This is a genomic window from Rhizobium sp. HT1-10 (genome assembly GCF_049472505.1).
In the GTDB taxonomy this organism is placed as follows: Bacteria; Pseudomonadota; Alphaproteobacteria; order Rhizobiales; family Rhizobiaceae; genus Rhizobium.
In genome coordinates, this window is sequence record NZ_JBCEBQ010000008.1 from 40358 (window position 1) to 64323 (window position 23966).

Genomic DNA, 23966 nt, shown 5'->3' on the forward strand with positions numbered 1-23966 from the left:
CCGTATTGGGAGAAATCATGCTTTTTGGCCAATCGATATTTCAATCCGTGCTCGACCGGCTTGCGGCCGAGGAGGCGGAATTGCCGACGCAGTCCGTTGCCTCCCATCGCATCCAGGGGCTGAACACAAGCTTCGTCGCCGATGTGCGCGACGGCGTGTCCGCAGCGTCAGCGCGCCCCGGAGAGGCCTATTTCGATAATCTCGAACCTGACCCAGAACCGGCGCGGATCAACACTCCGCGACCGCAGGCAACCCCTGCCCCAACCGCCGACGTTCCGCCAGAAGAGCGCGTCGCGCCGCCCGTGATGCCTGCGCATCTTGCGCATACCTCGCCGCAGGCGGTGGCGTTGGAACTTGCGGTTTCGACAAAAGACACGCTGCAGACGCTGAGCGAAAAGCGCCGCGCCTTCGCCAGGGTCAATCATCCTGATGGGGTCGATCCACTGTTCCGTGACAAGGCCACCGCGCGCATGAAGATCGCCAACCTTCTGATCGACGAGGCGATCCGCCGGGTCGAACTTCGCGCGAAACTCTTCGGCTAGCTCAGTCCTCGCCGTCGCGATCGTCGCGCGGTGGGGGTGCGGCAGTCTCTTCGGGCGCGGGTGTGTAGTTCAATAGCAGCATCCAAGCCGCATAGACGCCGACCCCGCCAACCGCCACGCCCCAAATCGGCTCGCCCGTCGTCGCTTCGACGATCGCCCATCCGAGGCACAGGGCAACAATCCCTATCCGCACATAAAGCGGACGATAGAATTTGTGGCTCGGGTCGATCATCTTCATGCGCTGTCATCCGATGTGTTGTGCTTATCCGTCCATAGGCCGAATTTCGCGAATGTGAAACCCCGGCGTCTTGACGAACCATCGGGAAGATGGAATGAAAATTCCACAATGACATGAAGACGGTTTATTTGTTCCGTATCTGGGAGGATGGAAAATGACGGTAAGATTTGGTCTGCTGGGTGCCGGCCGTATCGGCAAGGTTCACGCAAAGGCAGTCAGCGCCAACGGCGACGCCGTGCTGGTGGCCGTTGCAGACGCATTTCCCGCGGCGGCGGATGCGATTGCGGCAGCCTATGGCTGCGAAGTTCGCACGATAGAGGCGATCGAGGCGGCCAAGGATATCGATGCGGTGGTCATCTGCACGCCGACAGATACGCATGCCGACCTGATCGAACGCTTCGCGCGTGCCGGAAAGGCGATCTTCTGCGAGAAGCCGATCGACCTTGATACGAGCCGCGTCGAATCCTGCATCGACGTCGTCGCTAAGACCAAGGGCAAGCTGATGGTCGGCTTCAACCGCCGCTTCGACCCGCACTTCATGGCCGTACGCAAGGCGATCGACGACGGCAAGATTGGCGATGTCGAGATGGTGACGATCACTTCGCGCGACCCCGGCGCGCCGCCGGTCGACTACATCAAGCGCTCCGGCGGCATCTTTCGCGACATGACCATCCATGACTTCGACATGGCCCGCTTCCTGCTCGGCGAGGAACCCGTTTCGGTCAGCGCCACGGCCGCGGTCCTGGTCGACAAGGCGATCGGCGAGGCCGGTGACTACGACAGCGTTTCGGTGCTGCTGCAAACCGCCTCCGGCAAGCAGGCAATGATTTCCAACTCCCGCCGCGCCACCTATGGCTATGACCAGCGCATAGAAATTCACGGCTCGAAGGGCATGGTTGCCGCTGAAAATCAGCGCCCCTTCTCCATCGAGGTGGCAAATGGCGACGGCTACACCCGCCCGCCGCTGCATGATTTCTTCATGACCCGCTACACGGAGGCTTATGCCAACGAGATTGCGGCCTTCATCAGCGCGGTGGAGGAAGGTACGGAAATCAGCCCGTCCGGTGCCGATGGTCTGGCCGCACTCAAGCTTGCAGATGCCGCGGTCCGCTCGGTCAAGGAAGGCAAGCTGATTAAGGTCGACTAATCCTGCGCTCTGGCGCTCCTATGCCATGTCGGGCCCAAGCGCCTGGCATGGCCCCTACCCGGCTTTGTCTTTCAATTCGAGATCGGTGTTCGCCCTCAACACGACAATGTCGTTGTCGATGATATCGAGTGCCCGGCGCATATGCCCCTCGAAAGCCAGCGACTGTTCGTCCGCCATGATGCGAACCTCCGGCAGCCCTCCCATGCGGACAATCTGGGACTGCCGCAATCCCTCTTCCATGCCCTCCCGAAGCAGGTCGTAATAGCGTGTGCCAGGACCGGTCAGGACGATCGGCATCTGTTCGTAGAGGCTCAACACCCGGGAAAGCCCATTGCCCAGCACCAGGCCTGCCTGGCGAAAGGCAAAGCCGTTGCGACGGTTTCCCTGGCGCGCACTTGCGGCGATCTTGTCGAGCTCGGCCAGCGGCACGAACTTGGCCGGAATCGTGTCCAGAGGGACCGCAAAAGCATTGCGCAGGATCGCGTAGAAGCCGGCATAGGCTTCGATGCAGCCACGCGATCCGCAGCGGCAGAGGCCGCCGTTCGCCTCGTGCAGCATGTGGCCGAAGTTCGGTGCGGAGGCCTCGCGGTCGCCATTTGCCGTGCGCCGGACGATGCCGAGGCCGATGCTATGGCCGAGCGACAAAGCCATGATCGAATCGAGGCTGCGCCCCTTTGTCTCCTCCTCGCGCTGGCTCACCGCATCGACCACAAGCAGGGTTTCGTTGTCGAGGATGATCTTTGCCCGCCAGTCGTCGTGCAGCAATGTTGCAAAATCGATCTGCTCGTCGCCAAAGATCGGCGACCAGCGCAGCACCGGCTCCAGACTGTCCACAAGCCCCTTGCTGCTGATCGAGATGACGAGCACGTCGTCAGGCGAGAGCTGCGATCGTATGACGAGGCGATGCAGGCCTGCCTGGATGGCTTCGATGAAGCGCGCAAGCCCGGTCCCGTCACGCGAGCGGCTTTCAGAAAAGCGGTCGATCAGGGTTCCGGCATAATCGACCAGCGAATATTGCACGGCATCGGACGAAATGATGACGACGATGAGATAGCCGCAGGTCCGTCGTTGGGAAAAGGCAACCCTGGGCCGCCCCCGACCGCCGGCGGACTGCTGCTCCGTCTTGACGAGGATCTGCGCGCGCTCGAGATCGCCTGTGATTGCCGATATCGTCCCCGAGGATAGCGTCGTGAAATCGGAAAGCTCGGTATGGGCCAGCGGACCATGCCGGCGAAGTGCCCGCAGGACCATCACGCTGTTGCGCTGTCGCACCCATTCGGCACTCGACTTGCCCTGCATCGGGGCGCTTCTCCCTCGTTTCCAACAGCGACCCGGCAAGCATCTAAGGTTGGCCTGTCGGTCGCGATAAAACCTGATCGTGCACTGTTGACAGGCCAGAAATTCTCTGACACTTAATTTCTCGACTGTCGAGAAAAAAGGAGATTTCTCGTCAGCGTTATCGCGGCGGCCGGGCGGGAGCTTCAAAAGGTGCGTGCGGTCGCGTTTCACTCGGGAGGGTATCATGAAAGCTTTTGTTCGGCTGGCCGCAGGCGCAGCCCTTGTACTGACGATGCAGACCACGGCCTTCGCCAAGGATCTTGTGGTCGGCGTATCCTGGTCCAATTTCCAGGAAGAACGCTGGAAGACTGACGAGGCCGCCATCAAGAAGGCACTGGCTGCCGTCGGCGCCAAATATATTTCCGCCGATGCCCAGTCATCTGCATCCAAGCAGCTGACCGACGTCGAATCGCTGATCTCGCAGGGTGCAAACGCCCTGATCGTGCTCGCACAGGATAGCGACGCCATCGGCCCTGCCATCGAGAAGGCTGCCGACGAAGGCATCCCGGTCGTCGGCTACGACCGCCTGATCGAAAACAAGGCCGCCTTCTACATCACCTTCGACAACAAGGAAGTCGGCCGCATGCAGGCCCGCGACGTGCTGAAGGTCAAGCCTGAAGGCAACTACGTCTTCATCAAGGGCTCTTCTTCCGATCCGAACGCGGACTTCCTGTTCGCTGGCCAGAAGGAAGTTCTGAAGGCTGCCATGGATGCCGGCAAGATCAAGAACGTCGGCGAAGCCTATACCGACGGTTGGCTGCCACAGAACGCCCAGCGCAACATGGAGCAGATCCTGACCGCGAATAACAACAAGGTCGACGCGGTCGTCGCCTCCAATGACGGCACTGCCGGCGGCGCCGTCGCCGCTCTCGATGCCCAGGGCCTCGCAGGCTCCGTGCCGGTCTCCGGCCAGGACGCCGACAAGGCAGCGCTGAACCGCATCGCACTCGGCACCCAGACCGTGTCCGTCTGGAAGGACTCCCGCGAGCTCGGCAAGCGCGCCGCTGAAATCGCCATCGACCTTGCCAACGGCAAGAAGATGACCGAGATCAAGGACGTCCAGACCTTCAACGGCGGTCCGAAGAAAGTCGACATGGAATCGATCTTCCTGACCCCCGTTGCCATCACCAAGGACAATCTCAACGTCGTTATCGACGCCGGCTGGATTTCCAAGGCAGAGGCCTGCCAGGGCGTGAAGGCCGGCGCTGTCGCCGCCTGCAAGTAACCACTGACGCGATCGCCAAGCGACGCCGCAACGGTCCCCCGTCGCGGCGTCGCCATCGGCACGGCACGCTCCGAAGGGACCGACCGCTGCCGTAACCTGCGTTTCCGCCCGCGCCGCGAGACCGACAAGGCAGCCGTTCGATCATCTTCGTCCGGGACAACGCATATCTGAGAACAGCGCCAGACTTACACCAGTGAAACTCGACGTATCGCCGGTCTGCGCTCAACAGTGGAGAACGGCAGAGCAATGGCCGATATGACCCATTCCACAACATCGGGCGGCGCACGCGCCACGGACGCCAACGCGCTGACGCGCTTCCTGCGCGCCACGGAAATCGATACCCGCATGCTCGGTATGGTCGGCGCCCTGCTGATCATCTGGGTCGGCTTCGACATCTACACCGGGCACCTGTTCCTGACGCCCCGCAACCTCTGGAACCTGTCGGTCCAGACCTGCGAGATCGCGGTGCTGGCGACCGGCATGGTGCTTGTTATCGTCACCCGCAACATCGATCTTTCCGTTGGCTCGCTGCTCGGCTTCGTCGCCATGATCATGGGCGTCGTCCAGGCGAAATGGCTGCCGGCCTATCTCGGCTTCGACAGCCAGTGGACCTGGGTCATTGCGCTGGTCTGCGGTCTGGCTGCAGGCGCGCTGATCGGGCTGCTGCAGGGCATCATCATTGCGTTTCTGAGCGTCCCCTCCTTCATCGTCACGCTTGGCGGCTTCCTCGCCTGGCGCGGTCTTGCCTGGTACGTGACCTCGGGACAGACTGTGGCGCCGCTCGACGCCACCTTCCGCATCATGGGCGGCGGCGCCGAGGGCTCGATCGGGGCCACCTGGAGCTGGATCATCGGTGTCGTCGCCTGTCTGCTAATCGTCCTCGGCATCGCCGGATCGCGACGCCAGCGCAAGCGCTTCAACTTTCCGCGCCGCCCGCTCTGGGCCGAGTATTTTCTCGCCACGCTCGGCTCCGCGCTGGTCCTCGGAACCATCTACGTCTTCACGATCTACTACTGGCCGGTCGGCATTGCGAAGAAATACGCCACCGACCACGGCATCGCTTGGCCGGACGGCGGACTCGAGATCCCCTACGGGATCGCCATTCCCGTGCTGATCGCCGTTGCCGCCGGCATCGTCATGACCTTCATCGCGACGCGGCTGCGCTTTGGCCGCTACGTCTTTGCAATCGGCGGCAATCCCGAGGCGGCAGAGCTGGCCGGCATCAAGACCCGCTGGGTGACGGTGAAGATCTTCACGCTGATGGGGTTCCTCGCCGCCGTCGCGGCTGCAATCTCGACGGCCCGACTGAACGCCGCTGCAAACTCGCAAGGGACCACCTACGAGCTCTACACCATCGCTGCGGCCGTCATCGGCGGCACCTCGCTTGCCGGCGGCACGGGCACGGTCGCCGGCGCCATGCTCGGCGCGCTGGTGATGCAGTCTCTGCAATCCGGCATGGGGCTCGCCAATGTCGACACGCCGATTCAGAATGTCGTGGTCGGCGTCGTGCTGGTGATCGCCGTCTGGCTCGACACCGTCTACCGCTCGCGGGCCAAGTAAGAGGAATTGCTACAATGACGGATCAAACCACCCCGCTCGTGGAACTGAAGAACATCTCGATCTCGTTCGGCGGCATTCACGCGGTCGACAATGCGTCGATCGACCTCTACCCCGGCGAAGTCGTCGCCCTGCTCGGCCATAACGGCGCCGGCAAGTCGACGCTGATCAAGATTCTCTCCGGCGCCTACAAGCGCGACAGCGGCGACATCCTGATCAACGGCGAACAAGCCGACATCCGCACGCCGCGCGACGCCAAGAAATACGGCATCGAGACGATCTACCAGACGCTCGCTGTCGCCGACAATGTCGACGCCGCCGCCAATCTCTATCTCGGCCGCGAGCTGCAGACGCGATGGGGCACGCTCGACGACGTCGCCATGGAAGCCTCGGCCCGCGAGGTGATGGGCCGTCTCAATCCGAACTTCAAGCGCTTCAAGGAGCCGGTCAAGGCACTCTCCGGTGGCCAGCGCCAATCGGTGGCGATCGCCCGCGCCATCCTGTTCAATGCCCGCATCCTGATCATGGACGAGCCGACGGCAGCCCTAGGGCCGCAGGAAACCGCGCAAGTGGGCGAACTGATCAAGCAGCTGAAGAAGGAGGGAATCGGCATCTTCCTCATCAGCCACGACATCCACGACGTCTTCGACCTCGCCGACCGGGTGTCCGTCATGAAGAACGGCCAGGTGGTCGGCCACGCCCGCACCGAGGACGTGACGAAGGACGAAGTACTCGGCATGATCATCCTCGGCAAGGTCCCGCCCGGCGCCACCGCCGGCCCCGGCGCCATGAAGGTGGCATGACGGTTCACCCATCGAAGGTCGACGGCCAACCCGGCGACCTTCCCCATCATCCTCTGACGATCGCGCACTCTTTGTCGGTTTGCGAATTTTCCGCATTGAAGCCTGCCGCGACCTAGGCTATGAACCAGCCATCGGACAGGCGGCACCAACCGCCTCAGGCATGCACCCGTAGCTCAGCTGGATAGAGTGTTGGATTCCGATTCCAAAGGTCACAGGTTCGAATCCTGTCGGGTGCGCCATATCCACTTCTCAATCACCCTAAAGCACTGTCGAATAGTCGCTTGATTTGCGCAAGCTTCGGCCGTCATCCTCTCTCCGCTGGCAGCGGCGAAAAAATCGCGCGGGTGGGATCGAAGGCGTAGTGCTGCCGATGGCGCGTCGCGTCGCGGGCGAGCTGGGCGACGGATTCGAGGATGAAGACGACCTTTTCGTCGGAAAGGAGGACGCTGAGATTGAGGCGCGTGAAGCCCGGCTTCTCTATCTCGCGACCCTCGAGGATCGCCTGCCTCATGCGCTCCGACGTTTCAGCATCTATCGACAGAAGACGATGAACATAGGGTCCGGCGCAGGCGCAGCCGCCGCGCGCCTGGATGCCGAAGCGGTCGCTCAGCATGCGGGTGATCAACTGCTGATGGACGTAGCCGCCCTCGCCGTCTCGCACGCGAAACGAAAGGATCGGCAGGCGCTGCAGGGTCTGCGATCCGAGGACCTCGATCTCGGGGATGTCTCTCCATGCGGAAAACGCCCTGCGCACCAGCACATCGTTCCGGCGCTGCATTTCGTCCAGGCCGATGACCTGCTTCACGAGGAAGGCCAGCGCCGCGCGGATGTCGCCAACGACATTCGGTGTTCCCGATTCCTCGCGGGCCTCGAGGCTGTCGCTGTAATCGTGGGCGGTGGGCGAGACGAATTTGACGGTACCGCCGCCGGACCAGGACGGCTTGTGGCTGACGACGGCATCGCGCCGGACGATCAGGATGCCCGACGCCCCCGGGCCGCCGATGAACTTGTGCGGCGATACGACGATTGCGTCGATCGCGGCATCCGGCGCCGGTGACATGGCGATCGGCAGATAGGGACCGGCGCCCGCATAGTCCCAGACCACCTTGGCGCCCGCCGCCTTTGCGATTGCCGTGATCGCCGCGACGTCCGTGGTGACACCCGTGACGTTGGAGGCAGCCGAGAAGGAACAGATCGTGAGATTTGCGGGGTCGGTGCGGAGCACGTCCTTGAGGAGCAGCGGATCCGGGCCGCCGTCCCTGCCCTCGGCGATCTCGATGACCTCGGCGCCGCTTTCGCGCCAGGGCAGAATGTTGGAATGGTGTTCGTAGGGGCCGATGAGCACGCGCACCCGCCGCCCGGCTGCCACGGCCTCGGCCACACCGAGCAGATTGACCAGCCTGTTAAGGCCGGCGGTCGCGCCCGACCCGGCAAAGATCACCGCATGGCTGCCGTCCGCGCCGCAACAATCGGCAATGACGGCCCGCGCTTCGCGTCGCAGGCGCGTCATCATGCCGCCGCAGTAGGAGGCCTCGGTGTGGCTGTTCGCGTAGTAGGGAAGCACCTCCTCGAGAATGAATTCCTCGATCTGCCGCAGCGCGCGTCCGGAAGCGACATAGTCCGCATAGACCAGGGTCTTCTCACCGAAGGGCCCGTCCATCCGAGCGTTGGAGCCGATAAGCCCTTCCCGGATCGCTGTCATCCGATCCGGCCCCCCGAGGCCTGCCTTGAACTTGGCAAGTAGGGTCGGCGACGGTTTGGAGGGCGAGAGCTCGGGCAAGGCCAGCATGGTCAGATTTCCTGTAGGCGTTGACATCCATGGTAACGCGAATGAGAGTGAATAACCTCACCATATTTTGCAGTTTTCGGGCTGATGTTGGATCATATGATTGAAGATGCCGTCAAAATCGATGAGTTTGATTTGAAAATTCTCAACCGTCTGCAGCATGACGCAGGCTTGTCGCAACGCGAACTGGCAGACCAGGTTGGATTGTCGCAGAATGCCTGCTGGCGGCGTCTGCAACGGTTGCAGTCAAGCGGCGTGCTCGGGCCATCGCGCACCGAGATCGCTCTCGAGATGCTGGGGTTCGATCTCACCACTATCGTGATGATTCGGACCCGCCACCACTCCAAGGAGTGGGCCGAGGATTTCCGCAAGCATGTCGGACGGCTGCCGGAGGTCATCGACTTCTATCGCATCGGCGGAGACTGGGACTATCTGATCAAGGTGGTGACCAGAGGTATTTCGGGCTATGATGCCTTCTACCAGAAGCTCATCACCAACTTCGACCTGGCGACCGTCACGGGCTTCTTCGCCATGGAGGCCATCATCCGCAACCGCCCGGTGGACCTCGTCCGTCTGCGATGAGGCGTGAGCCTGCGGCAACGGGGAACACCGCGTCGCGCAAATAACAAGGCTTGCGGAACGTTTCCGGACCGGCGCAGTTGAATGCTCCAATTGTGCGTTCCGGTGATGAGTGCGACCACTGGCTGTTGCGCGTTGGACCGGGCGAATAAAAAACCTTATGAATGAAATCGCCCTCGCCCAACGAGTGCCGATTTTTGCAATGCATGCTGGTGGCCTCGAGGCCCGAAGGGAGTTCATGTCTGAGACCGAAGGCAGTTTTTTCGATATCCTGGGAATCCTTGCCGTTATCCTTCTCGTCGCCGCCAACGGCTTTTTCGTTGCGGCGGAATTTTCGCTCGTCTCGGTGCGCCGCAGCCGTGTCACGGAGCTGGTTTCCCAGGGCCGGATGAACGCGACCGCGCTGCAGCGGGCCGTCGAAAATCTCGACGCCAATCTTGCAGCCACCCAGCTCGGCATCACCATCTCCTCGCTCGCGCTCGGCTGGGTCGGCGAGCCGGCGCTCGCGCATCTGATCGAACCGCTACTCGCATCCCTGCCCGGATCCTGGGCAACAGCCGGATCGCACGCGATTGCCGTTGCGATCTCCTTCATCATCATAACCGCGCTCCACATCGTCCTCGGCGAACTCGCACCGAAGAGCCTGGCGCTCCAGCGCAGCGAAGGCACGGCACTGACGATCGTGCGGCCGCTGGCCTTGTTCCTGCTGCTGCTGAGGCCGGCCATTCTGGCCCTCAATGCACTCGGCAATGGCGTCATCCGCCTGTTCGGCCTACAGCCGGGCTCCGGCGAGGGTTCGCTGCATTCGCCGGCCGAAATCAAGCTGCTGATCGCCGAGAGCCAGCAAGCCGGGCTGCTCGAGCAGGCGCAGAAGGACCTCGTCGAACGGGTGTTCAACATCGGCAGCCGCGACGTTTCCGACATCATGACGCCGAGGCTGGACGTCGACTGGATCGATGCCGACGACAAGCCGGAAGATATCCTGCGCACAATCCGCGAGTGCCAGCACGAACAGCTCCTCGTTGCCCGGCAAAGCATAGATGAGCCGATCGGCATGGTGCTGAAGAAGGATCTGCTGGACCAGCTTCTGGCGGGCCAGCCGCTCGATCCGGTGAAGGTCATGAAACAGCCGCTCGTGGTCCACGAATCGACAACGGTGTTCAAGCTGCTGGAGAGTTTCAAGAAAGCGCCCGTCCGCCTTGCCATGGTCATCGACGAATATGGCAGTCTGGAAGGGATCATCACCCAGACGGATCTGCTCGAAGCCATCGCCGGCGACCTGCCCGGCAGCGATGGCAACCAGCCCGATGTTGTCGAGCGGGAAGACGGTTCGCTGCTGATCGAGGGGCTGATGCCGGCCTACGATGCCTTCGACAAGTTGGGATTGAAGGAGCGCCCGGAAGACAGCGACTTTCACACGATGGCGGGCTTTGCCCTGCATCAGCTCGGCCACCTCCCCGATGTCGGCGAGACCTTCGATTTCGATGGCTGGCGCTTCGAGATCATCGATCTCGACGGCATGCGCATCGACAAGATCCTGGCCCAGCGCCATGACGCCCCTGCGGCTTAGGCGATAGGCTCAGTTGCCCATTGCAAGGCTCCAGAGGACGCCGCAGCTACCGCAGCCGATCAGTGTCGCAATGACCGGCCACTTCAGCAGGAAGATTGCCACCGCCGCCGCCGCACTGAGGATCAAAGCCGCAACATCGAGCGAGGCAGGTACAGGCACGTCGAGCGAAACCCAGCCAAGCGTCAGCGGGCTGGTTTCGGTGAACAGCACATGGATACCGAACCAGAGCGCAAGATTGAGGATGACGCCAACGACCGCGGCTGTGATGGCCGACATCGCGGCTGTCAGCGCGCTGTTGCCGCGCATCCGCTCGATGAAGGGGGCGCCGAGGAAAATCCACAGGAAGCTCGGCACGAAGGTGACCCAGGTGGTCAGCACGGCGGCGAGGGTTGCCGCCAGCATCGGGTTGAGGACGCCGGAATTGCGATAGGCTCCCATGAAGCCGACAAACTGGACAACCATGATGAGCGGGCCTGGCGTCGTTTCCGCCATGCCGAGCCCGTCCAGCATCTCGCCGGGCTTGAGCCAGCCGAAATGCTGAACGGCCTCCTGCGCGACATAGGCAAGCACCGCATAGGCTCCACCGAAGGTGACGACCGCCATCTCGGAAAAGAAGATGGCGATTTGCGTGAAGACGTTCGAAGGTCCGAGGAATGCGATCAGGAGGGCGACTGGCGCCAGCCAGAGCACTGCCAGCACGACGGAAATCCGCAGCGACCAGACAAGGTCCGGCTTGGCATGCTCAGGCGTGTGCTCCCCAAGAAGCGAGTCCCGGTCCTCCAGGATAGCGCCGGCACCACCCTTGTGCCCCCCGCCGGCCTTGAATGCGTCCAAGCCCGCCCGCCCGCCGGTGTAACCGACCGCAGCGGCAATGATGATGATCAGCGGGAACGGCACGTGAAAGACGAAGATCGCGAGAAAAGACAGTCCGGCAATGGCGACCATGATCTTGTTTCGCAACGCACGGGCGCCGATCCTGAAGACCGCCTGCAGGACGATGGCGAGGACCGCCGCCTTCAGCCCGAAGAACAACCCGGAGACAAAGCTGACCTCGCCAAAGGCCGCGTAGAGATAGCTGAGGCTAAGGATGGCGACAAAGCCCGGAAGCACGAACAAAGCGCCGGCGATCAGCCCGCCGACCGTGCGGTTGAGCAGCCAGCCGAGATAGATCGCCAACTGGTGGGCCTCGGGGCCCGGCAGCAGCATGCAATAGTTGAGTGCGTGCAGGAAGCGGTGCTCGCCCACCCAGCGTTTCTCGTCGACGACGATCCGGTGCATCACCGCGATCTGACCGGCTGGGCCACCGAAACTCAAGGCGGCGACCCGCACCCAGACCTTGATCGCCTCCCGAAGTGGGACAAGGTCCGCTGAACCGGCAAAACGCGCCGCGCCGTCAGTTTCCGCCATATCCGTCCCATCCTTCATAGTGATCACCGACCGGTGACGTCGTCGCAGGCGCGCCCCAATGGTTTCCGATACCATGAACCGGCTTAATCTTCGTTGCAGGATTTGGGAAGCATCCGTGCAGCATCGGCTGCCCGTTACATGTGGGCAGCGGCCTCCCATGTTTCGTCTGGCAATCTTCACATTTCTGTTTGGAGGGAACGCTTTCGTGGGTCGCAGGTTCTTCTGGTATTAACAGGAGAACGACTATGGCAGATGATCGCGAAACAGAAATTCAACGTCGGGCCCATGCAATCTGGGAGCGCGAGGGCCATCCAGATGGCGCTCACTCCGACCATTGGGCCGAAGCCGAGCGGGACTACGATAGAGACGCTGCAAGCGGCAGGCAGGCAGTCTCCGGCGAGATCGAGGGCGACGATGTGCCGAACCTCCGTGCAATGCGCGAAGCGGGCCGGGAACATTCAGATACATTCCTCGTCGCCACCGACCTTGAAGATGACGACCAGCGGCAGAACGCAAACGGCACGCGCGAGCAGGCTTGATCCACATTGCGTCACATGAAGCCCGCCGCCCCCAGCGGCGGGTTTCGTTGTATGCTCGGTAATGTTGGGTGACGGCGACTGGCGCAAGATGAACTTGTCGCCCGGCACGGCTGCTCCTATCTCCAAGCTACGCGGTCAATACCCTGTGCAGAGAAAGAGCGGTTCCCCATGAACAAGAACGACGATCCTCGGCGTGAATACTCGGAGCTTTCGGGAGAGTTCAGCGAGAATGGCGTCACCGTCCGCATCTCGATATCGCGACCCGTGGATAGCCAGCTCGATTGGACAATGGAAATAATCGATCAGGCCGATGGGGTGACGACGTGGGAGGACGGTTTCAGCACCGACCGCGAAGCGTTCGACGAGTTTCTGGCAACCATCGAGCGCGATGGGCTGTCGAGCTTCCTTGACGACACAGACCCACAAGTCCATTGACGTCTCATCGAATGGAGTTCCGATGAAGAATGTTGATGATCTGATCAGTTCGGCAAAGACAGTATACGCGAGATATGCGGCCTCACGGATGGAACGCGAAACTGTTCGCGAATGGGTGCTGGGACTAAGCGAATATCGCGAGCCCTACGCAACGGCGATCCGAGAAGCCATGGACTGGTTCAAGCCTTTAAGCTCGACAGAGCCTCATGAGAGTTTGAAGGCAAAAGACCTGGATCGCCTTCGCGCAATATTCGAGGTGGTTTCAGCCAAAATTACTTGATGCGGCTGTAAGCCCAATAGGCTGTTTCAGTAAGCCGGAGCGATGCGGTTGCAGACCGAGCTTCCGCCGATTTCGCGCGCAACGCTCATTGCCGCTTCGAGCGCGCTGAGGCTGGGTGCGGAGCCATCGAGATAAATGACGCCATGGTCCTGGCTGACTTCGATATTCGCACCATCAAGGCCGGAAGCATAAGCCATAGCGGAGGAAATCGCGGCGCATACGCCAGCCATCTGAGCTCCGACGAAGGCGCTTGTAGGAAGAATAGACATGAACATTTAACACGCTCCCGTTTCTACAGGAGTAACGTTTACCTGCCAATTTTGTTCATCGTGCGTTCATAATCACAATTTTGGTGTCTCTGTGTCATCGTACGTCATCGACCTGGATTGTGCTGAAGTCACCGGAAGTGCCGGCCGCAGAGCCTCCTGGTGCACGGTCTATTCTCAAAACGATGCTGACGGTGACCAACGGACGGCGATCCATATCGACCACTTCAACGGCAAGCCGGCTGCCGTCATCGCGCGGAATGCCGTCCAGCGCCATTTCCGAAAGCACGGTTTTCGCCTGCGCAACAGCGTCAGCCAACGTCGGATATTCATAGGGGAGATCGCCTCCCGTCATTCCGTCGTTGTCACTGATATTAAAATAGAACTTTGCCATTCACAGCCTCCGACGAGGTAAGACGCAGACCGCTATTATGTTCCAGCCATTCAACCGATCGGAACGCGACAGCCAAATTCTGCGTTGCATGCGGCGCCGGCCAAGAGGGCGTATCGAGGTCACCCCGCCCATGGTAAGCAATCCTGCCACCGGTATGGGAGACCTGTCTGCTCGCGGCGGCAATGGTCTTCTCTCTGGTCCGGGCAATGGAGGCCGAATGCGCCTGTCGCGGAAAGGAAATTTATGGATGAAAGTCTCGATGCCTTTTTCCGGCGGGACGTCGTCGCTGTCGCGCGCGATCTCATCGGCTACCGATTCGCCGTTGGCGGTGTCGGCGGACGAATCGTCGAGACCGAAGCCTACCGAACGGACGACGAAGCGTCGCATAGCTTCCGCGGACCCGGCGCGCGCAATGCGGTGATGTTCGGCCCGCCCGGCCACGCCTATGTCTACCGCTCCTACGGAATTCATTGGTGCGTCAATTTCGTCTGTCTCCCGGGCAGCGCCGTCCTCATCCGCGCCATTGAGCCAGAAAGCGGCATCGGGGACATGATCGAGCGGCGTGGGATCGCTGATGTCATGCAGCTTTGCAGCGGGCCGGGAAAGCTGAGTCAAGCGCTCGGCATCGATATCGCCCTGAACGGTGTTCGCCTCGACCATGCGCCGTTCCAGCTCCTCGAAGCGGCACCGCTGCCGATCGCCATCGGCCAGCGGATCGGCATCACGCGGAACGTGGAGGCTCCCTGGCGCTTCGGCGCTTTGGGCTCGCGGTTTGTCAGCCGCAAGTTTCCATAAGGATAGATGCCGTGGCACGGCGGAACCCTATTCCATTGCAATGCTGTGATCGACCGCCGGCGGCGCGGCGGGCTTTCTGAGGAGTATGACCAGCGGCATGACCAATAGCGACATCAGCATCAGAAGCTTGAAGTCGTCTATATAGGCGATGATGGTCGCCTGTAGCGTCACCACGCTGTCGAGGCTGGCCCGTCCGACAGCGCTCAGCGGGCTGAGCCCCTCCGCCGCCGTCGCATCGAAGGCGCGGTTAAAGGGCGTCACATAGGCGGCGATCGATTCGTGGTTGCTCTGGGTGTTTCTCACGATCAGGGCGGAGACGATGGAGATCCCGACGCTCGAGCCGATGTTGCGCGACAGATTGTAGAGCCCAGTTCCCTCGCCGCGCATATGGGCGGGCAGCGTGGCGAAGGCGACCGTCGTCAGCGGCACGAAGAGGAAGCCGAGACCCGCACCCTGGACGAAGCCGACGACGATGATAGTCGTCTGCGAGACGTCAGGCGTCCAGCCGGTCATCTCGTACATCGCCCAGGCGGTCAGCCCGAGACCAAGTAGCAGCAGCCAGCGCGTATCCACCCGCCCGATCAGCCGTCCGACGACAAACATGCACAGCATCGTGCCCAGACCGCGTGGACCCATGACAATACCGGCGGTGACAACAGGGTAGCCCATCAAGGTCTGCAGATAAGGCGTCATCAGCGCCAGCGATGCCAGATAGGTCACGCCGACAATGAAGATGAAGAACATGCTGACCGCGAAATTCTGGTCCATGAACAGGCGCGGATTGACGAAGGATTTCTCCGTCGTGAAGGTGTGGACGAGGAAAAGATAGAAGGCGCAGAAGCAGACCAGGGCTTCGACGATGATCTCCCCGGACGAGAACCAGTCCAGCTGCTCGCCGCGATCGAGGAAGAGTTGCAGCGCCGCGATGCCGAGGCTGAGCATGCTGAAGCCGAAGACATCGAGCTTGGCCAACCGGTCGACCGTCGTCTCCTTGACGAAAACGACAATCCCCATGAAGGCGAGAAGCCCGATCGGTACATTGATGTAGAAGACCCAGCGCCAGCTGATGTGATCGGTCAGCCAGCCGCCGATGACGGGTCCGAGCACCGGCCCGACCATGACCGAGACGCCGAACAAAGCCATAGCCTTGCCCCGCTCCTCGACGGAATACATGTCGAGCAGGATGCCCTGCGAAAGCGGCACGAGCGCCGCTCCGAACAGCCCCTGCATCAGCCGAAAGCCGACGATCTCGACCAGGGACTGGGCAAAGCCGCAAAGCACCGAGGCGACGACGAAGCCTGCAATCGCTGTCAGAAGGACACGCTTGCGACCGAACTTGGACGCGAGGAACCCAGAGGGCGGCGTCATGATGGCGGCGGCGACGATATAGGAGGTGAGCACCCAGTTGATCTGGTCGGCGCTGGCCGAGACGCTCCCCTGGATATAGGGCAGCGCCACGTTGGCGATCGTCGTGTCCAGCGCCTGCATGATGACGGCAAGGATGACGCAGGCGGTGATGGCGCCGCGATTGGCAACGGCCGCCGTGCTGCCGCTGGCGGCTGCGACGTTACTCATGATCCCCGCCGTCCGACCGGCCAAGCAGCGACGAGACGAAATCGGGCAAGCCGCGGGCATGCCCGGTCTCGACCCCGACCTCGGTGCTCATGCCGACACGCAACGGCGGCTTGCCGGCTAGATCGTCAATGTTGACGCGCATCGGAATACGCTGGACCACCTTCACCCAGTTGCCGGTGGTATTTTGAGCCGGAAGAAGCGAGAAACTCGAGCCGGACGCAGGGCTGATGCTGGCGACGGTCCCGCTCCAGGTTACGCCCGGATAGGCGTCGACCGAGACGGAGACCTTCTGTCCGGGCTTCACATAGGTGAGCTCCGTCTCCTTCGGGCTCGCGGCGACCCACATATTGTTGGAAGACACGAGCGAAAATCCCTGCTGGGCTGCGGCAAGATAGGCGCCGACCTGCAGGCTGTTGACGTTGGTGACGACACCGTCGAAGGAGGCGCGCACCACGCTGTCGTCGAGCTGCCGCTGCGCATCGTCGACAGCAGCTTTGGCCTGCAAATAAGTGGGGTTCTGCTCGAGCGGCTGGCTTATGTCCCCGCCGATCTGCGCCAGCGTGCTGGCCGCCTGCGCCTTGGCGACGGCGACCTTCTGACGCGCCGCGTCAAGGTCGTGCTTTGCCGAATCGAAGGCCGCCTTCGAGCCAGCCGAACTGTTGATCAGGCTCTGCTGGCGATCATAGGACGTCTGGAAGAACGGCAGGTCGGCCTCGGCCTGGGCAATCTCGGCCAGCGACTGCTGGTAGCTGGCCTGCAGATTGAGGATCTGGTTGCGCGCGACGCCAAGCTGCGCCTTCGCGCCGGCCAAGGCGATCTGGAAGGTGTCCGGCTTCAGGCGAAACAGCACCTGCCCCTTCTTCACCAGCTCGTTTTCGTGCACGTCGATCGAGGCCACGAGGCCGCTGACATCCGTCGATACCCCCACCATGTCGGCGCCGACATAGGCATTGTCGGTCGACATCGTCTGTCCACCGGTCACATAGTAATAGCCTCCGACGATGAGGACGATCGGAAGGGCAGCAAAAAGGATGGGGCGCGTCAGGCTACGGCGTTTACGAGGTGCATCGGGGGCGGCATTCTGTGGCACCGGCGCCGCATTCGCCTTACCCGGCGTGCCGGGCGCTTCCGCATATTCCTCCTTCGGCACGACGCTGATAGCGTCCTTTGGACTTGCGGATCTGCGGGTATGCAGTGAATCAGCCATGATCGGTCTCTTGGTCGGCCGCTGAAGTGCGGCAGCTCTTGGCGAGGTTGGGTTTTATCAACGGAAGGGTATGCAGGCGGCTGGCGAACTCTTGCGGGAACCCGAGATGGTCGCCGCTCGTGGTATCGCTAGGCATCCAATATCGGTTGAGATGGCCACCTGTAAGAAGCCTACTATTAATTAGCAACCTTTCTATACCTTTGGATGCAATCTGTCAATTTCGCGAACGCGCCGAAACGCATCCAATCGGACAAAACAAAAAGGCCGCCGGGTCGCCCCGACGGCCTCTCAAATCTTTGAATTTTAACTTCGGATCAGCGGCGGCTGAGAAGGCCGACCACGTAGGCGACGCCCGCAGTCACGGCGAGCGCGAAAAGCGGCTCTTCGCGCACCTTGTCACGGACGCGTGCCGTCACAAGTGCGGCTTCTTCCGTCACGACTGTCTTTGCGCCCTGGCTGATCGCCACGACACTGTCCGACAACTTGCTGAGATCGTCTCTGAGCGCTGCAATCTGCGCGGAAAGGTCCTGTGCTGCAGCCTCGGTTTCGGCACGTGCTGCTGTGGATTGGATAGACGCGGATTTCAGTTCAGCCATAGGTTCAGCTCCTTTTGTTCGTGCCCCAAAAACGCAGTGTTTCGGCAAAAGTTCCGTCTGCCAAGCGATTTCAGCCGGTGGTCTTCAATTCCTGTTCGGTTTGCTCTAAGGAACAGCCAATGCTTCGCCTTTGCTGCGAAGCCGTGTTCGTATTGAGGTTTGCATTCAAATGTTTGAACAGCTGAGAAGATTGGCCCGCACCTGGGTCGCCAAGGGCCTGATGCTGTTGCTTGTGGCATCCTTCGGGATCTGGGGCGTGTCGCGCTCGTTGATTGGCGGCGGCAATGCCTCGACGATCATTACCGTCGGCGACCAGCAGATCGGGGCGGCGGAATACCGCCTCGCCTATCGCCGTCAGCTGTCCGCCCTTAGCCAGCAGTTCGGCACACAGCTTTCGCCCGAACAGGCGCGCGCCTTCGGGCTCGAACAGCAGACCAATTCACAGCTGGTCGCCGGCGCATCGCTCGACCAGCTTGCCGCTGACATGAACCTCGGCCTTTCCCAGGATCGCCTTGCAAAACTGATCGGCGAAGACCCTGCCTTCAAGTCGAACACCGGGCAGTTTGATCGCGGGCTTTTCACCAGCCGTCTCGCCAATGCCGGTATCAGCCAGGACGATTATATCAACGAGCGCAGCAAGGTCGCCATTCGCGGCCAGATCGTCGATTCCATCTCGAACGGATTTACCGCGCCGAAGACATTGATCGATGGGCTGAAGCAGTTCCACGATGAAAGCCGGACCATCGACTACCTGATCCTAACCAACGCCAATATCGATCCGGTCAAGGCACCTGCCGAGGACGTGCTGGCCAAATGGTTCGAGGGTGTAAAATCCCGCTACCGGGCGCCGGAATACCGCAAGATCGCCTATGTCAAGCTGCAGTCGGCCGATATAGCCGACCCGACGGCGATTACCGAGGAAGCCGTTCGCGCCGAATTCGAGAAGCGCAAGGAAAGCTTCACGATCCCGGCGACCCGGACGATCGAACAACTGAGCTTCGCCAACAAGGATCTCGCCAACGCCGCTTCCCTGGCGCTGAAAACCGGCACGACCTTCGACCAGCTGGTCGCCGACCAGGGCAAGAAGCCGAGCGACGTGATGCTTGGAACCTTCAACAAGACAACCGTTCCGGACGCGGCGATCGCCGAGCCGGCTTTCGCGGTGACCAAGGATGGCGGCACAACGGGTGTCATCGAAGGCTCGTTCGGGCCTGTTATCCTGCGCGTGACCAACGTGAAGCTGGAAAGCGCCAAGAGCTTCGACGACGTCAAGGAAGACCTGCGCAAGCAGATAGCCATCGCCGCCGCCTCGTCCCAGATCGCCGACCTCCACGACCGCTTCGAGGATGCGCGCGGTTCTGGCGCCACGCTAGCCGAAGCTGCCCAGCAGATGAAGCTGAAGGCCGTCACCATCGATTCCGTCGACGCCACCGGGCTCGACAAGTCCGCCAACGAGGTCAAGGATATTCCGGAACGTCAGAAGCTGCTGACCGAGGCCTTCAAGACCGAAGTGGGCATTCAGGCCCTTCCGATCACCATCGGCAGCGACGGCTACGTCTGGTTCGATGTCCTCGAAGTGACACCGGAGCGCGACCGGCCGCTGGCCGAAGTGCACGACAAGGCCGTGGCCGACTGGACTGCAGAGCAGCAGAAGGTCGCTCTGGCAGCCAAGGCGTCTGCCCTCAAGGAAGAGGCCGCGAAGGGCAAGTCGCTCGCCGACATCGCCGCTCCGCTCGGCATCGCCGTCGAGAACAAGACGAACGTGACCCGCAGCATGGATGATGCCGTTCTCGGACGCTCCGGCGTTTCCGCAGCCTTTACCGGCCCGGTCGACACTGTCGCCAATGCGGTTGGCGGTGACGACACGACGCAGATCCTGCTGAAGGTCACCGAGGTCAACACCACGCCGCCGGCAACCGACATCCTGGCCAACCAGGATCAGCAGATCACGACGATCGCCAACGCTGCCGGCGACGATATCCTTGACCAGATGGTCGCGGAGCTGCAGACGAAATACGGCGTCACCGTCAATCGCGAGGCCGCGGCCCAGGCCGTGCAGCGCTAGGAATAGGGAACCGACATCGATGGCCGATCTGAAGCCACTGCTTGCCAAGGTCGCCGGACACGAAAGCCTGACGCGCGATGAAGCGTGTGAGGCCTTCGACATCCTGATGTCGGGAGAGGCCACGCCATCCCAGATCGGCGGTTTCCTGATGGCGCTTCGCATGCGCGGGGAAACGGTCGATGAGATCGTCGGCGCAGTCACGACCATGCGGGCAAAGATGTTGCCGGTCGATGCGCCCGCCGATGCCATCGACATCGTCGGCACGGGTGGCGACGGAACCGGCACCTACAATATTTCGACCCTCGCCGCGCTGATCGTCGCAGGCTGCGGCGTCCCCGTCGCCAAACACGGCAATCGGGCGCTGAGCTCGAAATCGGGCGCTGCCGACAGCCTTTCCGCGCTCGGCGTCAAGCTGGACATTTCCCCCGAGCATATCGGCCGCTGCATCCGCGAGGCCGGCATCGGCTTCATGTTCGCGCAGATGCACCATTCGGCAATGCGCCATGTCGGCCCCTCCAGGGTCGAGCTTGGGACGCGGACGATCTTCAACCTGCTGGGCCCGCTCTCCAACCCCGCCGGAGCCCGTCGCCAGCTACTGGGCGTCTATGCGCCTCAGTGGGTCGTGCCTCTGGCAGAGGTATTGCGGGATCTTAATGCCGAAAGCGTCTGGGTGGTGCACGGCAACGGCCTCGACGAGATCACAACGACAGGCACGACGCAGGTTGCAGCGCTGGAGAACGGCCAGATCCGGACGTTCGAACTGACCCCCAGCGATTTCGGCGTGCAGCACGCAGCGCTCGCCGACCTTAAGGGCGGCGACGGCGTCGTTAACGCGGCGGCCCTGCGCGCGGTCCTTTCCGGCGCCCAAAATGCCTATCGCGATATTTCCCTGGTGAACGCCGCTGCCTCGCTGGTCATTGCGGGCAAGGCGGAAACGGTGCTGGACGGAATGCGTCTGGCGAAAACTTCGCTCGACAGCGGCGCGACTGCCGCCGCCCTCGACAGGCTTATTGCTGTCTCGAACGACGGCGACTAAAGGAAAGGCTTTTGCCATGACCAATATTTTGAGGAAGATCGAGGCCTACAAGCGCCAGGAAATCGAGGCCGCCAAGGCAACCGTCTCGCTTGCTGACCTCAAGGCGATGCAGGGCGATCAATCGGCGCCACGCGGTTTTCACAGAGCTTTGGTTGAAAAGAAGCAGGCAGCTAAGTTTGGCCTGATCGCCGAGATCAAGAAGGCAAGCCCGTCCAAGGGTCTGATCCGTCCCGACTTCGATCCCCCAGCTCTTGCCAAGGCCTATGAGGCTGGCGGCGCAGCCTGCCTTTCGGTACTCACCGACGCGCCGAGCTTCCAGGGCGCCCCTGCCTTCCTGACTGCCGCCCGCGCCGCATGCTCGTTGCCGGCATTGCGCAAGGATTTCATGTTTGAGACCTATCAGGTTCAGGAAGCCCGGGCCTGGGGCGCCGACTGCATCTTGCTGATTATGGCCTCGCTCTCCGATGACGATGCCGAGCGTCTGCAGGACGAAGCCTTCGGGCTCGGCATGGATGTGCTTGTCGAGGTACACGATGCGCCGGAGATGGAGCGGGCGCTGAAGCTGTCGTCGCCGTTGATCGGCATCAACAATCGCAACCTGCGGACCTTCGAGGTCAGCCTCACCAACAGCGAACAGTTGGCGCCGATGGTTCCGGCCGATCGGTTGATCATTGGCGAGAGCGGTATCTTCACCCATGCGGATTGCCTGAGAATGCAGGCTTGCGGCATCAGCACGTTCCTGGTGGGCGAAAGCCTGATGCGCAAGGACGATGTCGAGGCAGCAGCGCGAGCGCTGCTCACCGGCGAAGGCGCCACTCTGGCTGCCGAATAGATGGCCGGCGCTCAAGGCGGCCTCACCCATATCGACGCCTCAGGCGAGGCGCACATGGTCGATGTCGGCGACAAGGCCGAGACGACGCGGATCGCCACAGCCTCTGGATACGTAAGGATGCAGCCCGAGACGCTCTCGCTGATCCGTGAAGGCAATGCCAAGAAGGGCGACGTCATCGGCACGGCGCGCCTTGCCGGCATCATGGCGGCAAAGCAGACCGCCAACCTCATCCCGCTCTGCCATCCCCTGATGCTGACGAAGATTGCGGTCGAGATCGTGCCGGACGATGCTTTGCCGGGTCTGCGGGTTTCCGCGACGGCGAAGCTGACCGGACGAACCGGCGTCGAGATGGAGGCGCTGACGGCCGTTTCCGTCGCCTGCCTCACGATCTACGACATGGCCAAGGCCGCCGACCGGCTGATGGAAATAGGTGGTATCAGGCTCGAGGAGAAGTCGGGCGGAAAGTCCGGCGATTTCCGTCTCGCGGAGAATGCGAAATGAGCCTGCTGCCAGTTGTCGAAGCGCAGGAGCGATTGCTCCGGAACGCGGTGCCGATCACTGAAAGCCAGAGCTTGCCATTGAGCGAAGCCTCCGGACGCGTGCTTGGCGCCGATCTCGCGGCCCGGCTGACGCAGCCCCCCTTCAACGCATCGGCGATGGACGGATATGCCCTCCGCCAGGCCGACCTGGCGTCGCCTGACGCACGATTGAAGGTCATCGGCGTCTCCGCCGCGGGCCACGCTTTCGAGGGAAAGGTCGGCGCGGGAGAAGCGGTGCGCATCTTCACCGGCGCCCCTGTGCCCGAAGGTGCCGACAGTGTCCTGCTGCAGGAAGATGCCCGGAACGAAGATGGTCATATCCACACGACCTACGCCCTTCGTCCGTCACAGCATGTGCGACCGCGCGGCCAGGATTTCGCCGAGGGTGAAGTGGTGCTCGGCACAGGCACCGTGCTCGATTTCACGCGTCTGACCGTGGCAGCGGCGATGAACCATGCAACGGTCGCCGTGCGCCGCCGTCCCCTGGTGGCGATCCTTGCTACCGGTGACGAACTGGTCGCACCTGGCGCCGTCCCCGGCCCTGCCCAGATTCTCGCCTCCAGCACCTTCGGGATAGCCGCGCTCGCGCGACAGGCCGGCGCCGAGGTCCTCGATCTCGGAATTGCGCCTGATGACAGCGCGGCCATTAGCGCTGCGGTCGCCAGGGCGCGCAATGCGGGCGCCGACGTCATCGTCACGCTCGGTGGCGCCTCGGTCGGCGATCATGACCTCGTTCAGGCAACGCTCATTGCGGCGGGCATGCAATTGGACTTCTGGCGGATCGCCATGCGGCCGGGCAAACCGCTGATGGTCGGCAGTCTGGGCAAGACGCATGTGCTCGGCCTGCCCGGCAATCCCGTTTCAAGCCTTGTCTGCGGCCTCCTGTTCCTGGAGCCACTGATCCGCAAGCTGGCCTCGCTCCCAACGGTGAAGCGCGCGGCGATGGCAGAAGTCGCCACGCCCTTCCCGGCCAACGACCAGCGCCAGGACTACGTCCGAGCAACGCTTGCCAGATCCACCAATGAGCACTGGATTGCTACGCCCTTCGGCAAGCAGGACTCGTCGATGATGAAAATCTTCGCCCAGGCGGACTGCCTGATCGTCCGGCCGCCCCATGCGCCTGCCCTGCCCGCAGGCGCCCTCACGCAGGTCCTGCTGCTGCGGCCGGATCTTTTGGACTGACAAGTTCAGACCTTCAAATTCCCGCAAGCCGGA

Annotated in this window: 25 protein-coding genes and 1 tRNA gene; 17 read left to right on the forward strand and 9 right to left on the reverse strand. The window is 62.0% G+C overall.

Annotated elements, in window-relative coordinates; translation table 11 throughout:
• The first annotated feature begins 17 nt into the window (after positions 1–17).
• Positions 18–542, forward strand: coding sequence for a hypothetical protein (locus VH564_RS18925; protein ID WP_423341416.1), 525 nt, complete (start codon positions 18–20; stop codon positions 540–542).
• Position 543: 1 nt separating this feature from the next.
• On the opposite strand, the gene VH564_RS18930 is transcribed toward VH564_RS18925, so the two are convergent.
• Positions 544–780 (reverse strand): hypothetical protein, encoded by a 237-nt coding sequence (locus VH564_RS18930; RefSeq protein ID WP_423341417.1) that lies wholly within the window; start codon positions 778–780, stop codon positions 544–546.
• 154 nt (positions 781–934) lie between these two features.
• Between VH564_RS18930 and iolG the strand changes: the two genes are divergently transcribed.
• Complete coding sequence (gene iolG / locus VH564_RS18935; RefSeq protein WP_423341418.1) at positions 935–1927, forward strand: inositol 2-dehydrogenase; 993 nt, start codon at positions 935–937, stop codon at positions 1925–1927.
• A gap of 54 nt (positions 1928–1981) precedes the next feature.
• Here iolG and VH564_RS18940 read toward each other — a convergent pair whose 3' ends face one another.
• The gene (locus VH564_RS18940; RefSeq protein ID WP_423341419.1) at positions 1982–3226 is read right to left on the reverse strand and encodes an ROK family protein; all 1245 of its coding nucleotides are present in this window, start codon (positions 3224–3226) and stop codon (positions 1982–1984) included.
• Between the two features lie 223 nt (positions 3227–3449).
• Between VH564_RS18940 and xylF the strand changes: the two genes are divergently transcribed.
• From xylF to VH564_RS18960, 4 genes are all read left to right on the forward strand, one after another.
• Complete coding sequence (gene xylF, locus VH564_RS18945) at positions 3450–4490, forward strand: D-xylose ABC transporter substrate-binding protein (RefSeq protein ID WP_423341420.1); 1041 nt, start codon at positions 3450–3452, stop codon at positions 4488–4490.
• Positions 4491–4736: 246 nt separating this feature from the next.
• The gene (locus tag VH564_RS18950) at positions 4737–6050 is read left to right on the forward strand and encodes a sugar ABC transporter permease (protein ID WP_423341421.1); all 1314 of its coding nucleotides are present in this window, start codon (positions 4737–4739) and stop codon (positions 6048–6050) included.
• A gap of 14 nt (positions 6051–6064) precedes the next feature.
• A complete protein-coding gene (locus VH564_RS18955) occupies positions 6065–6850 on the forward strand; it encodes an ATP-binding cassette domain-containing protein (RefSeq protein ID WP_423341422.1) in 786 nt (261 codons plus the stop codon).
• A gap of 162 nt (positions 6851–7012) precedes the next feature.
• A tRNA-Arg gene (locus VH564_RS18960) sits at positions 7013–7089 on the forward strand.
• A 65-nt stretch (positions 7090–7154) separates the two neighbouring features.
• Here VH564_RS18960 and VH564_RS18965 read toward each other — a convergent pair.
• Positions 7155–8639 carry an aminotransferase class V-fold PLP-dependent enzyme gene (locus tag VH564_RS18965; protein WP_423341423.1) on the reverse strand — a complete coding sequence of 495 codons (1485 nt, stop codon included), beginning with the start codon at positions 8637–8639 and terminating at the stop codon, positions 7155–7157.
• A 96-nt stretch (positions 8640–8735) separates the two neighbouring features.
• Between VH564_RS18965 and VH564_RS18970 the strand changes: the two genes are divergently transcribed.
• Both VH564_RS18970 and VH564_RS18975 read left to right on the forward strand, forming a co-directional pair.
• Positions 8736–9218, forward strand: coding sequence for an Lrp/AsnC family transcriptional regulator (locus tag VH564_RS18970; RefSeq protein WP_423341424.1), 483 nt, complete (start codon positions 8736–8738; stop codon positions 9216–9218).
• Between the two features lie 235 nt (positions 9219–9453).
• The gene (locus tag VH564_RS18975) at positions 9454–10785 is read left to right on the forward strand and encodes a hemolysin family protein (RefSeq protein ID WP_423341425.1); all 1332 of its coding nucleotides are present in this window, start codon (positions 9454–9456) and stop codon (positions 10783–10785) included.
• 9 nt (positions 10786–10794) lie between these two features.
• Here the strand turns inward: VH564_RS18975 and chrA are convergent, their stop codons facing one another.
• A complete protein-coding gene (chrA, locus tag VH564_RS18980; protein ID WP_423341426.1) occupies positions 10795–12192 on the reverse strand; it encodes a chromate efflux transporter in 1398 nt (465 codons plus the stop codon).
• A gap of 245 nt (positions 12193–12437) precedes the next feature.
• Here chrA and VH564_RS18985 point away from each other — a divergent pair, with 245 nt between their 5' ends.
• The 3 genes from VH564_RS18985 to VH564_RS18995 all read left to right on the forward strand — a co-directional run bounded on the left by VH564_RS18985 (position 12438) and on the right by VH564_RS18995 (position 13446).
• Positions 12438–12731 (forward strand): DUF2934 domain-containing protein, encoded by a 294-nt coding sequence (locus tag VH564_RS18985; RefSeq protein ID WP_423341427.1) that lies wholly within the window; start codon positions 12438–12440, stop codon positions 12729–12731.
• Between the two features lie 168 nt (positions 12732–12899).
• Positions 12900–13166, forward strand: coding sequence for a hypothetical protein (locus VH564_RS18990; RefSeq protein WP_423341428.1), 267 nt, complete (start codon positions 12900–12902; stop codon positions 13164–13166).
• A 22-nt stretch (positions 13167–13188) separates the two neighbouring features.
• Entirely contained in the window at positions 13189–13446 is a 258-nt protein-coding gene (locus tag VH564_RS18995; RefSeq protein WP_423341429.1) for a hypothetical protein, read from the forward strand.
• A 26-nt stretch (positions 13447–13472) separates the two neighbouring features.
• Here the strand turns inward: VH564_RS18995 and VH564_RS19000 are convergent, their stop codons facing one another.
• Together VH564_RS19000 and VH564_RS19005 are read right to left on the reverse strand one after the other, a co-directional pair.
• Positions 13473–13676 carry a BON domain-containing protein gene (locus VH564_RS19000; RefSeq protein ID WP_423341430.1) on the reverse strand — a complete coding sequence of 68 codons (204 nt, stop codon included), beginning with the start codon at positions 13674–13676 and terminating at the stop codon, positions 13473–13475.
• A gap of 133 nt (positions 13677–13809) precedes the next feature.
• Entirely contained in the window at positions 13810–14106 is a 297-nt protein-coding gene (locus VH564_RS19005) for a DUF6894 family protein (protein ID WP_423341431.1), read from the reverse strand.
• Positions 14107–14349: 243 nt separating this feature from the next.
• On the opposite strand from VH564_RS19005, the gene VH564_RS19010 reads away from it, so the two are divergent.
• Positions 14350–14901: a DNA-3-methyladenine glycosylase gene (locus VH564_RS19010; RefSeq protein ID WP_423341432.1), complete on the forward strand. Its 552-nt coding sequence runs from the start codon at positions 14350–14352 to the stop codon at positions 14899–14901.
• Positions 14902–14928: 27 nt separating this feature from the next.
• Here the strand turns inward: VH564_RS19010 and VH564_RS19015 are convergent, their stop codons facing one another.
• The 3 genes from VH564_RS19015 to VH564_RS19025 all read right to left on the reverse strand — a co-directional run bounded on the left by VH564_RS19015 (position 14929) and on the right by VH564_RS19025 (position 18279).
• Complete coding sequence (locus VH564_RS19015; protein ID WP_423341433.1) at positions 14929–16476, reverse strand: DHA2 family efflux MFS transporter permease subunit; 1548 nt, start codon at positions 16474–16476, stop codon at positions 14929–14931.
• Positions 16469–17683 (reverse strand): HlyD family secretion protein, encoded by a 1215-nt coding sequence (locus VH564_RS19020; RefSeq protein WP_423341434.1) that lies wholly within the window; start codon positions 17681–17683, stop codon positions 16469–16471. Before VH564_RS19020 ends, VH564_RS19015 begins: the two co-directional genes overlap by 8 nt.
• A 314-nt stretch (positions 17684–17997) precedes the next feature.
• A complete protein-coding gene (locus tag VH564_RS19025; RefSeq protein WP_423341435.1) occupies positions 17998–18279 on the reverse strand; it encodes a hypothetical protein in 282 nt (93 codons plus the stop codon).
• A gap of 169 nt (positions 18280–18448) precedes the next feature.
• On the opposite strand from VH564_RS19025, the gene VH564_RS19030 reads away from it, so the two are divergent.
• From VH564_RS19030 to glp, 5 genes are read left to right on the forward strand one after another with little or no spacing between them, the layout of a single operon-like run.
• Positions 18449–20344: a SurA N-terminal domain-containing protein gene (locus tag VH564_RS19030; RefSeq protein WP_423341436.1), complete on the forward strand. Its 1896-nt coding sequence runs from the start codon at positions 18449–18451 to the stop codon at positions 20342–20344.
• 19 nt (positions 20345–20363) lie between these two features.
• Positions 20364–21380 (forward strand): anthranilate phosphoribosyltransferase, encoded by a 1017-nt coding sequence (gene trpD / locus VH564_RS19035; protein ID WP_423341437.1) that lies wholly within the window; start codon positions 20364–20366, stop codon positions 21378–21380.
• Positions 21381–21396: 16 nt separating this feature from the next.
• Positions 21397–22212, forward strand: coding sequence for an indole-3-glycerol phosphate synthase TrpC (trpC, locus tag VH564_RS19040; RefSeq protein ID WP_423341438.1), 816 nt, complete (start codon positions 21397–21399; stop codon positions 22210–22212).
• Positions 22213–22713, forward strand: a complete 501-nt coding sequence (gene moaC / locus VH564_RS19045) for a cyclic pyranopterin monophosphate synthase MoaC (RefSeq protein WP_423341439.1) — start codon at positions 22213–22215, stop codon at positions 22711–22713.
• Complete coding sequence (gene glp, locus VH564_RS19050) at positions 22710–23933, forward strand: gephyrin-like molybdotransferase Glp (RefSeq protein WP_423341440.1); 1224 nt, start codon at positions 22710–22712, stop codon at positions 23931–23933. Before moaC ends, glp begins: the two co-directional genes overlap by 4 nt.
• The last annotated feature ends 33 nt before the right edge of the window (positions 23934–23966 follow it).